This is a genomic window from Nannocystis bainbridge, assembly GCF_028368995.1.
Lineage (GTDB): Bacteria > Myxococcota_A > Polyangia > Nannocystales > Nannocystaceae > Nannocystis > Nannocystis bainbridge.
In genome coordinates this window covers 366,382-381,889 of record NZ_JAQNDL010000003.1, presented here as the reverse complement: position 1 = coordinate 381,889, position 15,508 = coordinate 366,382, and the positions used below count along the sequence as shown (strand labels likewise).

Annotated in this window: 11 protein-coding genes; 2 read left to right on the top strand and 9 right to left on the bottom strand. The window is 70.5% G+C overall.

The genetic code is table 11. From position 1 onward, the window contains the following. Positions 1-37 precede the first annotated feature (37 nt). The 5 genes from POL25_RS26885 to POL25_RS26865 all read right to left on the bottom strand — a co-directional run bounded on the left by POL25_RS26885 (position 38) and on the right by POL25_RS26865 (position 5,392). On the bottom strand, positions 38-997 hold the full coding sequence (locus POL25_RS26885) for a hypothetical protein (protein ID WP_272089065.1): 960 nt from the start codon (positions 995-997) through the stop codon (positions 38-40). Between the two features lie 215 nt (positions 998-1,212). After that, positions 1,213-2,262, bottom strand: coding sequence for a 2-oxoacid:ferredoxin oxidoreductase subunit beta (locus tag POL25_RS26880; RefSeq protein ID WP_272089064.1), 1,050 nt, complete (start codon positions 2,260-2,262; stop codon positions 1,213-1,215). A 13-nt stretch (positions 2,263-2,275) separates the two neighbouring features. Then, on the bottom strand, positions 2,276-4,144 hold the full coding sequence (locus tag POL25_RS26875; RefSeq protein WP_276594408.1) for a 2-oxoacid:acceptor oxidoreductase subunit alpha: 1,869 nt from the start codon (positions 4,142-4,144) through the stop codon (positions 2,276-2,278). 144 nt (positions 4,145-4,288) lie between these two features. Next, positions 4,289-4,876 (bottom strand): metal ABC transporter substrate-binding protein, encoded by a 588-nt coding sequence (locus tag POL25_RS26870; RefSeq protein WP_272089062.1) that lies wholly within the window; start codon positions 4,874-4,876, stop codon positions 4,289-4,291. 18 nt (positions 4,877-4,894) lie between these two features. After that, entirely contained in the window at positions 4,895-5,392 is a 498-nt protein-coding gene (locus POL25_RS26865) for a pyridoxamine 5'-phosphate oxidase family protein (protein WP_272089061.1), read from the bottom strand. Between the two features lie 125 nt (positions 5,393-5,517). On the opposite strand from POL25_RS26865, the gene POL25_RS26860 reads away from it, so the two are divergent. Then, positions 5,518-6,537, top strand: coding sequence for a tetratricopeptide repeat protein (locus POL25_RS26860; RefSeq protein ID WP_272089060.1), 1,020 nt, complete (start codon positions 5,518-5,520; stop codon positions 6,535-6,537). A 6-nt stretch (positions 6,538-6,543) separates the two neighbouring features. Then, the gene (locus tag POL25_RS26855; RefSeq protein WP_272089059.1) at positions 6,544-7,794 is read left to right on the top strand and encodes a LeuA family protein; all 1,251 of its coding nucleotides are present in this window, start codon (positions 6,544-6,546) and stop codon (positions 7,792-7,794) included. Between the two features lie 217 nt (positions 7,795-8,011). Here the strand turns inward: POL25_RS26855 and POL25_RS26850 are convergent, their stop codons facing one another. From POL25_RS26850 to POL25_RS26835, 4 genes are all read right to left on the bottom strand, one after another. Beyond that, complete coding sequence (locus POL25_RS26850; protein ID WP_272089058.1) at positions 8,012-9,595, bottom strand: hypothetical protein; 1,584 nt, start codon at positions 9,593-9,595, stop codon at positions 8,012-8,014. Positions 9,596-9,707: 112 nt separating this feature from the next. After that, positions 9,708-11,108 carry a dihydrolipoyl dehydrogenase gene (gene lpdA / locus POL25_RS26845; protein WP_272089057.1) on the bottom strand — a complete coding sequence of 467 codons (1,401 nt, stop codon included), beginning with the start codon at positions 11,106-11,108 and terminating at the stop codon, positions 9,708-9,710. Between the two features lie 38 nt (positions 11,109-11,146). After that, positions 11,147-12,448 carry a 2-oxoglutarate dehydrogenase complex dihydrolipoyllysine-residue succinyltransferase gene (gene odhB / locus POL25_RS26840; protein ID WP_272089056.1) on the bottom strand — a complete coding sequence of 434 codons (1,302 nt, stop codon included), beginning with the start codon at positions 12,446-12,448 and terminating at the stop codon, positions 11,147-11,149. After that, positions 12,441-15,230, bottom strand: coding sequence for a 2-oxoglutarate dehydrogenase E1 component (locus tag POL25_RS26835; protein ID WP_272089055.1), 2,790 nt, complete (start codon positions 15,228-15,230; stop codon positions 12,441-12,443). The genes odhB and POL25_RS26835 overlap by 8 nt, the downstream gene beginning before the upstream one ends. Between the last annotated feature and the right edge of the window lie 278 nt (positions 15,231-15,508).

The following is a 15,508-nucleotide window of genomic DNA, read 5'->3' as shown; positions in this document are numbered from 1 at the left end:
GATGGGACCTGGCTGAAGCGACAGGTCCCCGGGCGGCTCACTCGGTGGTGCTGGTGCTGTCGCCGCCGGTGCTGCTGGTGTCGGTGTCGGTGTCGGTGTCGGTGTCGGGCTCGTTGGCCGGGCAGCCCTCGTCGCCCTCGTCGCAGCAGGCGCACACGGCCACGCCGTCCTGCTCCTCGCACGAGCCGAAGTCGTAGGTCGCGCCCATCTCGTCACCGATCTCGGTGCAGAGGGTGAAGCAGTCGGCCTCGGTGGTCTTGCCCCACTTGCAGCCGGCCCAGGTGTTGCTGTCGAGGCAGCTGGGCGCCCCGCCGGCGCAGGCCGCCCCCGAGCCGCTGCCGCACTCGGTGTAGATGTTGGCGCCGTCGTCGACGCAGCCGTACGAGAAGTCGTAGCCGTCGAGCTTGCAGGTGTCGTCGAGCGTGCTGTCCTCGACCCACACGCCGCCCTCGCAGTAGTACTGCTTGCTGCCGTAGGGGCCGCAGGAGTCGGGGTTGGTGCAGAAGAACGACTCGGTGTCGGGGTTGCAGCTGGCCGGCGGCTCGACCGCCTCGAGGCACTCCTCGATGCCGGTGGTGCCCTCGCTGGTGGTCGGGATCTGCTCGGTGGTGGTGCCGTCGGTCTCGGTGCCGTCGGTGCCCTGCGAGGTCTGGCCCTCGTCGACGCAGCAGGTCAGGTCGGCGTCGTCGTCCGGGTTGCACCACGTGTAGCCGACGTCGCAGTAACAATCGCCGCCGGAGAGGGTGCTGTTGGGCTCGCACTCGCCGCCCTTGCCCTCTTTCTCGCAGCAGTCGGTGTCGTCGGTGCTCGGGTTGCAGCGCTCGTAGCCGGGGTTGCAGACGCAGTTGGCGTCGTTGTTGGCGAGCAGGCTGCCGCAGTCGTGGATGCCGGCGTCATCTCCGCCCGGGCCGACCGAGATCACGCAGCCGAGCGCGAAGGCCGAGGCGAAGGAGAAGACAGAAGCCAAGAAGGAGGAAGACAGAGGGAGGCGTTGCATGACTCGATCCTGTGGAATCAATGGGTCCGACGACAGGGGCGCGTGGTTGATTCTTCGCAAAAAGTACGCGCGCCGCGCTCTCGCGCCGCGCGCGTAGTTTCACGCCGATGCCGTCGCAGACGGTCGTGCGCGGTCGTCAGCGACGCGCGAACGGCCGAGGCCCGCGAGCGTCGTGCAGACACGCACGTGACGGTCGAGTGCGCGAGCCAGCGCGCTCAGCCGGCCTCGTCACCGTGGTCGGCGTCGACCTTCCACGTGTGACCCTTGCGCATGAGGGCGTTGAGATCGCCGAGCCCGCGGGCGCGCGCCTGCTTGTTCTGCTCGTGCGTGCCGACCTCGAACGGGACCAGGTTCTCGTCGCTGCAGAACAGCACGCCGACGGCGACCGGGAAGGTCGGCGGGTCGAGGTTGGCGAGCAGGAACGCCTGGGACCGGTTGGTCTCGTCGTGCACCAGCAGGTCGGCCTCGGTGACCTCGTTCTCGCCGACGGTGACGACCTCGATGTCGAGGCTGCCGGGGCGCAGGCGCAGGCCCTTGCCGTCGCCGAAGCGCATCGGCTTGCCGTGCTCGAGGTGCAGCTGCTGCTGCGCCGCGACGTCCTTGGCGGTGAAGTGGTCGAACGCGCCGTCGTTGAAGACCGGGCAGTTCTGGAACACCTCGACGAAGCCGGTGCCCTGGAACTCGTGGGCGCGCTTGAGGGTGTTGATGAGGTTCTTGGCGTCGGTGTCGACGCCGCGGGCGACGAAGCGCGCGCCACAGCCGAGCGCGAACGCGGCCGGGGCGATCGGGTTGTCGACCGAGCCCATCGGCGACGACGGCGAGCGCTTGCCGAGCAGCGAGGTCGGCGAGTACTGGCCCTTGGTCAGCCCGTAGATCCGGTTGTTGAACAGGATGATCTGCAGGTTGAGGTTGCGCCGCAGGACGTGGATCAGGTGGTTGCCGCCGATGCTGAGGCCGTCGCCGTCGCCGGTGATCAGCCAGACGTCGAGCTGCGGGTTGGCGAGCTTGAGGCCGGTGGCGACCGCGGGCGCGCGGCCGTGGATCGTGTGGAAGCCGTACGTGTTCATGTAGTACGGAAACCGGCTCGAGCAGCCGATGCCGGAGATGAACACGGTGTTCTCGCGCCGCACCCCGAGCTCGGGGAGCATGCGCTGAACCGCCGCGAGGATCGCGTAGTCACCACAACCGGGGCACCAGCGGACCTCCTGGTCGGAGGTGAAGTCCTTGCGGGTCAGCGGCGGGTTCGGAGGGTCGAGGGGCGTCATCGGCGTGGAACTTTCAGGAGGAGGCGAGGAGGCCGCGGATCTCGGCCTCGATCTCGGCGATCTTGAAGGGCTGACCGGCGATCTTGTTGAGGCCGCGCGCGTCGATCAAGAAGTCGCTGCGCAGGATCTTGACCAGCATGCCGTTGTTCATCTCGGGCACGAGGACGTGCTTGAAGCGCCGCAGCACCTCGCCGAGGTTCTTCGGCATCGGGTGCATGTAGCGGATGTGCGCGTGCGAGACCTTGAGGCCGGCCTTGCGCGCGCCGAGCACCGCCGAGCTGATGGCGCCGAAGGTCGAGCCCCAGCCGACCACGAGCAGGTCGCCGCTGTCCTCGCCCTGGTCGATCGCCTGCAGCGGGACGTCCTCGGCGACGCCGGCGACCTTGGCCGCGCGGACCTTGACCATCTTGTGGTGGTTGTCCGGGTCGTAGGAGATGTTGCCGGAGTCGTAGCTCTTCTCGAGGCCGCCGATGCGGTGCTCGAGGCCGGGGGTGCCGGGGATGGCCCAGTTGCGCGCGAGCGTCTGCGGGTCGCGCAGGAACGGGTGGAAGCCGACCGGGTCGGTGCGCTGCTTGACCGGGAAGGGCTCGAAGCTGCTGATGTCCGGGATCTTCCACGGCTCGGCGCTGTTGGCGAGGAAGCCGTCGGTCAGGAGGATGACCGGGGTCATGTACTTGGTGGCGAGGCGCACGGCCTCGATCGCCATGGTGAAGCAGTCGCCGGGCGTCGAGGCGGCCAGCACGACCAGCGGGCAGTCGCCGTTGCGGCCGTAGATGGCGAAGAGGAGGTCGCTCTGCTCGGTCTTGGTCGGCAGGCCGGTCGAGGGGCCGCCGCGCTGGACGTCGACGATGATGAGCGGGAGCTCGGTCGTGACCGCGAGGCCGATCGCCTCGGTCTTGAGCGCGAGGCCGGGACCCGAGGTGGTGGTGATGCCGAGCGCGCCGGCGTACGAGGCCCCGATCGCGGCGCACACCGCCGCGATCTCGTCCTCGGCCTGGAAGGTGGTGATGCCGTAGGCGCGCAGGTTCGACAGGTAGTGCAGGATCGTCGAGGCCGGCGTGATCGGGTAGCTGCCGAGCATGAGCTCGAGGCCGGCCAGCTTGCCGCCGGCGAGCAGGCCCCACGCGGTCGCCTCGTTGCCGGTGACGTTGCGGTAGTGGCCCTCCTGCAGCTTGGCCTTGGGGACCTCGTAGGCGTGGATGCCCTGCGGCATCTCGGCGGTCTCGCCGTAGACGTGGCCGGCGTTGAGCGCGGCGATGTTGGCGTCGGCGACGGCCGGGTTCTTGGCGAACTTGCCGCGCAACCACTCGGCGGTGCTCTCGCGCTCGCGGCCGAACATCCACATCATCAGGCCGAGCGTCCACATGTTCTTGGCGCGCACGGCCTCCTTGTTGCCGAGGCCGAACGACTCCACCGACTGCAGCGTGTGCTTGGTGATGTCGATCTTGAGCAGGCGGTAGCCGTCGAGGCTGCTGTCGTCGAGCGGGTTCTTGTCGTAGCCGGCCTTCTTGAGGTTGCCCGCCGTGAAGGCGCCGGTGTTGACGACGAGCAGGCCGCCCGGCTTGAGGTCGCGCAGGTTGACCTTCAGCGCCGCCGGGTTCATCGCCACCAGCACGTCGGGCGCGTCGCCCGGCGTCATGATGTCGTGCGCGGCGAAGTGGACCTGGAAGCCCGACACGCCGAAGGTCGTGCCCGCGGGGGCGCGGATCTCCGCCGGGAAGTCGGGCAGCGTCGACAGGTCGTTACCCATCAGCGCGGTCGTGTCCGAGAACTGGGAGCCGGTGAGCTGCATGCCATCGCCGGAGTCGCCGGCGAAGCGAATCACGACCGATTCGATGAGCTCGCGCTGGGAGGTCGAATTTGTGGAAGCGAACGTATCCATGACCGCAACGAGCGCGCGCAGACGTGGCCCGCGCGCGTGTCAGGAGTATGCGCCGTGGCCGGTTTCATTGTCATGGCGAGCCCTGGGCCAGGCCCGTGAGCCAGCACAAGCTACGTGCGCCATGTCGAAGCACGCACCCGCGGCTCACTCGAGGCTACGCACGAGCGCTTCGACGTATGCGACGTAGCTCTCGAGCGTGCTCGCGGCCGCGTCCTTCGGCGCGCGCGCGAGGGCCGGCGGCGACGGCTGTCCCTTGGGGTCGACGACCGCCCCCGCCCACGCGAGCAAGGCTGCGCGGTCGAAGGAGTCGACGATCCGCTTGCCCCGGACCGGCGAGGCGGCGAGGCGAGCGTTCCACGCCAGCACCTTGCGCACGAAGGTCAGGGTCCACGCCTTGTGATTGGCCTCGAACGTTGCCGCGAGGTCGGGTCGTACGGCAGAGAGGATCTTGCGCACGCCCGCGCCGACGCGGGGGGCGTTGCGCGGGTCGTCGAGGAGACCGCGCTGACTGACGGCGACGCTGTGCACAGCGCCAGCGACGCGGAGGTCGGCCGGGCCGAGCGTGGCGTCGATGCGGACGACCACAGCCGCGCCGCCCTCGGCGGCGACGATGGCCCCGAGCACGCGCGTGGGGGCCGTGACCTCGAGCGGCTCGGCCGCGATCGCCGGGCCGGGGATGAGGGTCGTCGCAACCGCTGCTGCCGCCGAGAGCCAAAGTCGCCGAGTGATCATGCGCAAATCCCGACGACGTCAGGGTAGCGCGATTTGTTCACCCGGCCCGGCGGGATTTTCACGGCGCCAGGGCGGCTCGAAGGTCCATACCAGCCGCTTGCCGAAGCCGATGCGGTTGTCGGTCAGCTTGGCCCAGGTGATCGCCAGGGCGTACAGCCGGTCGCGCTCGCCGAGGTGCGCCGCGGCGACCGGGTGGCGCTCGAGGTAGGCGGCGCGCAGGCTGGCGGCGGCGTCCGCGTGTAGCCCCGTGCACACCACGACCTCGCCGCGCAGCTGCACGCCGCGGACTTCGCCGAGGACCTCGGTCTCGAGGTAGATCGCGGCGGCCACCGCGGCCGGACCGTCGCCGATCGCCCGCCCGTGGCGGGTGTCGGGCCGGCTGGCGAACACGAGGACCGGCGCGGGCGAGCCCGGCAGCGCGGCGGCGGCATAGAAGAGAGGAGTCGCGTAGGGCAGGCCGTCGTCGTCGTCCCGCGTGGCGAGGGCGAACACCCAGCGCTCCTGCAGGAGCCTCATGAGCAGCCTCACGTCTGGCGAGTCGAGCGATGCGGGGGCCGGCATGTCGCGCCGGCTTGTACCTCGAGCGCGGGCCCGCACGCGCCCGGTCGGTCGCGCGAGACGCCGTGTTAGAGTTCGCGCCCATGAAGCAGCAGTCACTGGATGCAATCGTCGACCGCGGGCTCGCAGCCGTCGATGACGACGACCTCAAGACGGCGGAGGACGCCCTCGAGGAGGCGGCTCGGCTCGGCGGCGAGAACCACGTGCGGGTGTTGCACCTGGCCGGGATGGTCGCCTGGGCGCAAGGTCGCCTCGATCAGGCCGCGGGTTATCTGATGCAGGCCGCCGACGGGGCGCCCGAGGATCCGCAGATCTACCTCGACTGCGCCGAGTGCCTGCTCTCGCACGGCGAGGATCTCGACGAGGCCGAGGCCGCGGCGCGCGCGGTGCTCCGGCTCGAGGGGGCCGACACCGACTCGATCGATCAAGCGCGCCTGCTGTTGGCGCAGATCCGCCTCAGCGACGACGACACCGACGAGGCGCTCGAGCTGCTCGAGGGCATCAGCGCCGAGCGCAAGAACGACGCCGCGTACCTCAGCATCCACGGCTTCGTGCTCATGAACTCGAACCGGCCCAAGGAGGCGGCGGAGTCGCTCGGGCGCGCGGTCGCGGTCGATCCGGAGGATCCGGACGTCCACTACTGGTACGCCCAGGCGCTCGAGGTGCTCGGCGACTTCACTGGCGCGCGGAACGAGATGCTCAAGGTGCTCGAGCTCGACGCGCGCGATCTCGAGGACCAGGAGCCGGTCACCGAGGAACTGGCCGAGGACCTGCGCGGCCACTTCGAGGCGCTGCTCGAGGACATCCCGGACCAGGTGCTGAAGCTGGTCGCCAGCGCGCCGATCAACGTGCAGCCGCGGCCGACGACCACCCAGGTCGAGGCCGGTGCGGATCCGCGCGGGATCGTGACGTTCGTCGGTCGCGCACGCACCGACGACGCCGACGCCCGGCTGGACAGCATCGTGCTCATGCGAGACTTCTTGCTCGACGAGATCGAAGGGGACGACGACATCCCCGAGCTGCTGATGATCGGTCTCGTCGACGAGCTGCGCCGCTTCTTCCGCCTCGAGGGGCTCGAGGTGGCGACCGGAACGGAGGACTGACAGGCCATGGCGACGACCCACGCGAACACGGCGGCCCTGATCTACGACTGGAACGAGAAGGAGCGGACCGGACCGCTGCTGCGGCGAGCGCCTCGCTTCGTCGACGAGAGCATCCGCGACGGCATCCAGTCGCCGTCAGTGCGCGACCCCTCGATCGAGCAGAAGATGGAGCTCGTGCGGCTCATGGATCGCATGGGCGTGCAGGCGGTCAACCTCGGGTTGCCCGGCGCGGGTCGCCGCGCGCAGGAGGACGTCGAGCGCCTCCTGCGGTTCATCGTCGAGGAGAAGCTGCGGATCACGGCCAACTGCGCCGCGCGCACGGTGGCCTCGGACATCCACCCGATCATCGACATCTCGCAGAAGGTCGGCGTGCCGATCGAGGTGATGACGTTCATCGGCTCGAGCCCGATCCGCGGCTACACCGAGGGCTGGGACAACGAGCGCCTCAAGAAGCACACCCACGAGGCGGTCAAGCTGGGCGTCGACCACGGGCTGCCGGTCGGCTTCGTCACCGAAGACACCACGCGCTCGCACCCGAAGACGCTCGACGTGCTGTTCCGGACCGCGCTCGAGGCGGGGGCCGGGCGGCTGGTGCTGTGCGACACCTGCGGCCACGCGACGCCCGACGGGCTGCGCAACCTCCTCAACTTCACGCGCGGGGTGCTGCGCTCGATGGACCTCGAGGAGACCGTCGAGCTCGACTGGCACGGTCACAACGACCGCGGCCTGGCCCTGGTGCTCGGGCTCTACGCGTTCGAGTGGGGCTTCCACCGCGTGCACGGCTGCGGCCTCGGCATCGGCGAGCGCGTCGGCAACTGCTCGCTCGACCTGCTGCTGCTCAACCTGTACTTGCTCGGCCAGCTCGACCCCAAGCAGCACGACCTGTCGTGCCTGGTCGAGTACGTCGAGAAGATCAGCGAGTCGACCGGCGTGCCGATCCACCCCAGCTACCCGCTGGCGGGCCGTGACGCGTTCCGCACGGCCACCGGCGTGCACGCGGCCGCGATCATCAAGGCGACCAAGACCGGCGACCACGACCTGGCCGACCGCGTGTACTCGTCGGTGCCGGCCCGCGTGTTCGGCCGCAAGCAGGAGATCGAGATCGGCCACTACAGCGGCCGCTCCAACGTGATCTTCTGGCTGCGCGAGCACGGCTACGAGCCGTCCGACGAGCTGGTCGACCGGGTGTTCAACTTCGCCAAGAGCCAGAACCACACCCTCACGACCGAAGAAGTGAAGGCCGTGATCGCCGGCTGATCCGCCGCGCTCGCGCACACGAGGGCGACGCGGGCGACCGCGCCGCCCTTTTTCGTGCCCGCTCGCGGGCGAGGCCTGCGTCAGCCGGAGTCCGGCCTCCGCGGCGCGAGGGCGACGCCGAGGGGCGTCGCACCGATGGTCACTTCAGGACATGCTCCTGAGGACATGTCCTATGGCGCATGCGCTTCAGGACATGCCCCGGGGGACATGTAGACGACTACTCCCAGAGCACCTTGAGCAGCTTCTTGCACTCGCGGGCGAGGGCGGCGAACAGCTCGGGGTCGACCCACTTGTCGGGGATCGGCTCGCGGTTGCCGGCGACCGCGGGCGCGGCGGCGACGGCGACCTGCAGCGGGAACACGTCGGCGCGCGACCAGCCCTGCTTGCGGATCTCCGGCGTCGTCAGCTCGATCCACCCGCGCGGGTTGTCGGCCCACGCCAGCCAGCGCAGCGGCGGCGGCTCGCGGCCCGCGTCGGGCGTGCCGGGCCACAGCACCAGGGCCGGGCGCGCCGTGCCCTCGTGGAAGCGGACCATCGCCGGCAGCAGCAGGGCGTCGCCGGGCAGGACATCGCTGGCCGGACGGCGCACGACCGGGCGCTCGAGCAGCGCGCCGTGGCCGTGGCTGACGAACACCTGCGCGAGGTCGGCGGCGAGCACGGCGTCGACCTTGAGCGCGGAGATCGGGGCGCCGGTCAGCTTGCTGCGGGTGGGCGTGAAGTCGGGCCGCTTGTTGGCCTCTTCGGGCTCGGCGGGGCGCGGCTCGACGAGGGCGCGCTTGCCGGGCGCGACCTTCTGCCAGGTGAGGGCGTCGGGATCGACGCGCCACAGCCGGCCGAGCATGCCCTCGGCCTGCGGGCCGCCGAGCACGATCCGGGCCGCGCCGTGACCTGTCCCGAGGACCAGCATGCAGGTCGCCGGCCACTGCAGCCGCGTCTCCTCGGCCTCGGGCAGCGGGACGAAGCTGTCCTCTTCGCCAGGTTGGGGTCTGGGCTGCTCGATGAGGAACCGCTGCAGCAGACCCTTGGGCCGCAGCACGTAGACGTGGCGCTCGTCGCCGCCGCAGGCCAGCGGGGCGGCCTGGCGCGCGGCGAGGCGAGGGAAGCGCTCGCCGTCGACGCGCAGGTGCTTGCCGGTCCAGGCGACCGCGCCGTCGCGGGCGCAGAGGATCGCGCGGCCGGTGGTGGTGGCGCCGAGCGCGGCGATGCCCTCGGCGTCGACCTCGGTCGGGCTGGTGGCGCGCAGCTTGAGCTGGGTGTAGCCGGAGGGCCGATCGGGATCGATGAGCCACGCGGTGCTCGAGCCGTCGGCCCACAGCGCGCGCCCGTCGAGGTTGACGAGGCCGGTGACGACCCGCTCCGACACCTTGCGCCGGTGCAGCGGGGTCTCCTTGTCGACGTCGAACAGGATCTCGCCGGTCGCCCCGACGCCGCACAGCACGCCGCCGCGGACCAGGGCCACGCGATCGACGAAGTCGCCGAGCTTGCTGCCGACCTTGGTCAGCGCGGTCGAGAACACGCTGCCGAAGTAGAGGTGATGGCCGCCGATCCACAGCTGGCCGTCCTTGGCGCCCTCGCTCACCGACGGCTCCGGGTTGGCGCACTCGATCGTGCGCACGACCTCGAAGCTGTTGACGCCGAGGATCCACAGCTCGTACGGCAGCGGGACGACGAGGTGCTTGCCGTCGCGGGTGATGTGGATCGACAGCGGGCGATCGTCGAGGTTGGCGACATCGGCGGACTTCGAGCCGGCGATGGTCCGCTGACCGGTGCTCGAGCGCTTGATGGGGGCCTGGCGCCGCATGACCCGGGCAGCCTAACACGGCGCGGGCCGCGAGATCACGGCGGGCTGCAGGCGCGCAAAACGGCCCCCAGGGGACCCCTGGAGGCCGTCGGGCGGGTACCCCCGCGCGGGCTCAGATGTGGATCACGCGGCCGCCTGCGTCGAGCGCGGCCTCCTTGACCACCTCGGACAGGGTCGGGTGGGCATGGACGCTGCGGGCGATGTCCTCGGCGCTGGCCGAGAACTCGATGGCGACCGCGGCCTCGGCGATGAGGTCGCCGGCGCGCGGACCGATGATGTGGACGCCGAGCACGCGGTCGGTCTCGGCGTGGGCGAGGATCTTCACCAGGCCGTCGGTCTCGCCGAGCGCCTTGGCGCGCGCGTTGGCGAGGAACGGGAAGCTGCCCTTGCGGAACGGGACGCCCGCCTGCTTGAGCTCGGGCTCCGTCTTGCCGACGCTGGCGATCTCCGGGTGGGTGTAGATGATGTTGGGGATCGCGTCGTAGTTGACGTGACCGGGCAGCCCGGCCATGCCCTCGACGGCGGCGATGCCCTCTTCCTCGGCCTTGTGCGCCAGCATCGGCCCGGGGATGACGTCGCCGATCGCCCAGATGCCGGGCACCGCGGTCGCGTAGTGGGCGTCGACCTGGATGACGCCGCGGCGGTCGAGCTGGACGCCGACAGCCTCGGCGCCGAGGCCCTCGGTGTTGGGCTTGCGACCGACGGCCACGAGCACGCGATCGCCGGTGATCGTCTGCGCCTGGCCGTCGGCCCCGGCATAGGCGACCTCGACGCTGTCGCCCTTGCGGGTCGCGCCGGTGACCTTGACGCCGAGGCGGATGTCGAGGCCCTGCTTGGCGAACAGCTTGGCAGCGACCTTGCTGACGTCGGGGTCCATCATCGGCAGCAGCGTCGGCATGTACTCGAGCACCGTGACCTTGGCGCCGAGGCGGGCCCACACCGAGCCGAGCTCGAGGCCGATGACGCCGGCGCCGATGACGATCAGGTGCTCGGGCACCGCCGGGTAGCTGAGCGCGTGCGTCGAGTGGCCGATGCGGTCGCCGTCGAACGCGACGCCGGGGATCGTCGCCGGCACCGAGCCGGTGGCGATGAGGATCCGCTTGGTCTGGAGCACCTCGGTGGCCTCGCCGGTGACCTCGACCCGGTCGGGCGCGACGATCTTGCCGAGGCCCTTGGCCCAGTGGACCTTGTGCTTGCGGAGCAGGCCGGCGACGCCGCCCGTGAGCTGTTTGACGATCTTGTCCTTGCGACCCAGCATCGTCGGCAGGTCGAGCTCGACGCTGCCGATCTTGATGCCGTGCTCGGCCGAGTGCAGGCGCGCGGCGACGAGCCGCTCGCTCGACTCGAGCAGCGCCTTGCTCGGGATGCAGCCGACGTTGAGGCAGGTGCCGCCGAGGGTCGGATCCTTCTCGACGCAGGCGGTGCGCAGGCCGAGCTGGGCGGCCCGGATGGCGGCGACGTAGCCGCCGGGGCCGGAGCCGATGACGACGAGATCGAAGGTCTCTTGGGACATGGTGTTACGGACCTGTCGGAGAGGACATGCCTGAAAGGTCAGACGTCGAGCAGCAGCCGCTCGGGCGCCTCGATGCGCTCCTTGACGTGGACCAGGAACTGCACCGCCTCGCGGCCGTCGACCAGGCGGTGGTCGTAGGACAGCGCGAGGTACATGATCGGGCGGATCTCGACCTGGCCGTTGACGGCGACCGGGCGCTCGACGACGTTGTGGAGGCCGAGGATGCCGGTCTGCGGCGGGTTCAGGATCGGGGTCGACAGCATCGAGCCGTAGATGCCGCCGTTGGAGATGGTGAAGGTGCCGCCGCTGAGCTCGTCGAGCGTCAGCTTGTTCTCGCGGGCGCGCACGGCCAGGCGGGCGATCTCTTTCTCGATGTCGGCGAAGCCGAGCTGGTCGGCGCCGCGGACCACCGGCACGACCAGGCCCTTGCCGCCGCCGACGGCCACGCCGACGTCGTAGTAGCGCTTGTAGACGATGTCTTCGCCGCGGACCTCGGCGTTGACCGCCGGGTAGGTCTTGAGGGCCGAGACCGCCGCCTTGACGAAGAACGACATGAAGCCGAGCTTGGCCCCGTGCTTGTCGACGAACCCCTGCTTGTAGCTGTTGCGCAGGCGGTACACGGCCGACATGTCGACCTCGTTGAAGGTCGTCAGGATCGCGGCGGTCTGCTGGGCCTGGACCAGCCGCTCGGCGACGCGCCGACGCAGCGGGGTCATGGCGACGATCTCCTCGCGGCCGCTGGCCTGCGGGCGCGGGGCAGACGGGGCGGCCGGCTTGGCCTCGGCGGCCGGCTTGCTCGCGGCGGGCTTGGCCTCGGCGGCGGGCGCCGGCTGCTTGGTGTCCTTGGCCTGGGCGGCGCGCTGGACGTCCTCCTTCAGCACGCGGCCGCCGCGGCCGGTGCCCTCGACGCCCTCGAGCTCGACGCCGGTGCGGCCGGCCTCGGCGCGGGCGGCCGGCATCGGCTCGCCGCCGGCCTTTGCTTGCGCCGCGGGCTTGGTCTCGGCCTTGGCCTCGGCCTTGGCTGACTGTTGGGACCTGTCCGAAGAGTCCTGTCCTGAAGCACCTGGCGTTTGCGACTTGTCCGAAGGGGCAGGTTCGGCGCCGGCGTCGCCGATGACGCCGATGGTGTCGCCGACGTTGACCTTGGCGCCCTGCTGAGCGGAGAGCTCGGTGATGACGCCGGCGGCGGGCGAGGGGACCTCGACGGTGATCTTGTCGGTCTCGAGCTCGACGAGGGGCTGGTCGACGGTGACGCGGTCACCGGCCTTGACGCGCCAGGACGAGACGATGGCCTCGGTGATGGACTCGCCGAGCGGCGGGACTTTGATCGGGCTAGGCATTGGCGGCACTCCGGGCGGCTTCGGGCAGGTTGGCGAAGGCTTCTTCGAGGATGAGCTTGCGTTCGTAGGCGTGGCTGTCGGGCGAGCCGGTCGCCGGGCTGGCGCTGGCGGCCCTGCCGATGTACTTGAGCGGGAGCCGGAGGTCGCGGGCGGCGAGGGCGTCGCCGAGGTGGCCGCGGATGAAGGTCCACGCGCCGGAGTTGCGCGGCTCCTCTTGCACCCAGCACAGCTCGCGCACGCCGGGGTAGCGGGCCAGGACCGCCAGCAGCGGCGCCTCCGGGAACGGGTAGAGCTGCTCGACGCGGACGATGGCGACGCGGCCCTCCTTCCGCTGCTCGCGCTCGTCGGCGAGGTCGTAGAAGATCTTGCCGCTGCACAGCATGACGCGCTCGACCTGCGACGGGTCGGCGCGCTCGTCGTCGATGACGCGGGAGAACCCGCCGTCGGTGAACACCTCGAGCGGCGAGAACGACGGCCGCGAGCGCAGGAGGCTCTTCGGCGACATCAGGATCAGCGGCTTGCGCCACGGCCGCAGCACCTGCCGCCGCAGCGCGTGGAACACCTGCGCCGGGGTGGTGAGGTTGCAGACCTGGATGTTGTCCTCGGCGCACAGCTGCAGGAACCGCTCGAGCCGCGCGCTCGAGTGCTCGGGGCCCTGGCCCTCGTAGCCGTGCGGCAGCATCAGCGCCAGGCCGCTGAGGCGGTTCCACTTGTCTTCGCTGGCGACGATGAAGTTGTCGATGATGATCTGGGCGCCGTTGGCGAAGTCGCCGAACTGGGCCTCCCACACGATCAGCGACTCGGGCGAGCAGATGCTGTAGCCGAACTCGAACCCGAGCACGCCGTACTCCGACAGCGGGCTGTTGAAGATCTCGAAGCGGGCCTGGCCGGAGCCGAGCTCGTACAGCGGCGACCACGAGCGGCCGCTCTTGGTGTCGGTGTAGACGGCGTGGCGGTGGCTGAAGGTGCCGCGCTGGACGTCCTGGCCGGAGAACCGGACCTGGTGGCCCGACTGGAGCAGGCTGGCGTAGGCCAGCAGCTCGGCGGCCTGCCAGGTCAGCGGGGCTGCCCCGGAGTACATGTCCTTGAGTTCAGACGTGAACCGCTGGACCTTGCTGTGCAGGTTGAAGTCGGCCGGCCAGCGGCAGATCCGCTCGGCCAGCGCGTCGAGCTGCTCGCGCGGCAGGCGGGTCGGCACGTCGGGGGTGTCGCGGTCGGGGCCGCCGCGGTACTGGCTCCACACGCCGTGCATCGGCCGCAGGCGGGTCTTGTGGGCGTACTCGCCGCGGGCCACCGCGAGCGCGCGGTCGAAGGTCGCCAGCCAGGCGGTGTCGATCGCCTCGGCCTCGGCGACGCCCATGGTGCCGCTGGCCAGCAGCTCGCGCTGGTAGAGCGTGCGCACCGACGGGTGCGTCTTGATCAGGTCGTACATCACCGGCTGGGTGAAGGTCGGGTCGTCGGCCTCGTTGTGGCCGAAGCGGCGGAAGCACACCAGGTCGACGATGACGTCGCTCTTGAACCGCTGGCGGAACCCGGCGGCCAGCTTGGCGACCCACACCACGGCCTCGACGTCGTCGCCGTTGACGTGGAAGATCGGCACGTCGAGCATGTGGGCGATGCTGGTCGCGTAGGGCGTCGAGCGGGCGTCGCTCGGGTCGGTGGTGAAGCCGACCTGATTGTTGACGACCACGCGCACGCTGCCGCCGGTGCGGTAGCCCTCGAGGCGCGACAGGTTGAGGCTCTCCTGGACCACGCCCTGGCCGATGAAGGCGGCGTCGCCGTGGATCGTGAGGCCCATGACGCGGCTGCCGTCGGCGTCGCCGATCTGGTCCTGCTTGCCGCGCACGCGGCCGGCGATGACCGGGGTGATGGCCTCGAGGTGGCTGGGGTTGAACGCCAGCGCCAGGTACATGTCGTGGCCGCGCGAGGTCTTGTACTCGCGGAAGTGGCCGAGGTGGTACTTGACGTCGCCGGAGCCGAGCAGCTCCTCCGGGTGGTTCGACTTCTCGAACTCGAGGAACACGTCCTCGAACGGCTTGCCCATGATGCTCATCAGCACGTTGAGCCGGCCGCGGTGGGCCATGCCGATGCACACCTCGCCGACCCCGAGCTCGGCCGACTCCTCGATCACGGTGTCGACCAGCGAGATCATCGACTCGGCGCCCGAGACCGAGAAGCGCTTGGCGCCGAGGAATTTGGTGTGCAGGAACTTGTCGACGTCCTCGACGCCGGCCAGCTGGTTGAGCAGCCGCTGCTGCTCGGCCGGCGGCGGCACGACCTTGTTCTCGCACGCCTCCATGCGCGCCTGCAGCCACGTGCGCTGCTCGAGGTTCTGCATGTGCCAGTACTCGACGCCGATGCTGCGACAGTAGGTCTTCTGCAGCTTGGCGAAGATCTGGCGCAGGGTCCCGCGCCCGCCCGGCATCAGCATCCCGGGGTCGAACTCGCGGTCCATGTGCTCGTCGCCGAGGCCGAAGTAGGCCGGGTCGAGGCCGGCCGCCGGGGCCTCGCGCGGGCGGCCCAGCGGGTCGATCTGCGAGGCCGTGTGGCCGTGCAGCCGGTAGTGCTCGATCAGCTTGTCGACGCGGCTCTGCAGCAGCAACTGCTCGGCTTCGCGGCTGTCGACCTGCAGCGCCTTCGGAGCCTTGCCGCCGCCTGCGCTGAGCTCGCGCAAGATCGGCACCCACTGCGGATCGACCGAGTTCGGGTCCTGCTCGTAGGCCTCGTAGAGGGCCTCGAGGAAGGCGAGGTTGTGCCCGCTGAGCGTGGATTCGATATCCATAGGCCGGCCGCAGCATACTCGTTTGCGCGTTCGTGACAACGAACGGGACGCCGCGGCCGCGATGGTTTTGCTGCGGAGATCGCGCGGCGGACAGGCGGCGTCGCGCTGAGACGGCGGCGGCTCGCCCGCGCGGGCATCTGCGAGGTCTCACGGCGGCTCGTCGCGCGAGGTCTCGGCGACGCGACGCGGCCGGCCGCCGAGGGTGTCGCGTCGGACCCGCGGCGCGCGCGAGGGCGCAGAGCCGACGCGAGGCTCGCGGCGCGACTTGCCGCCCCCCT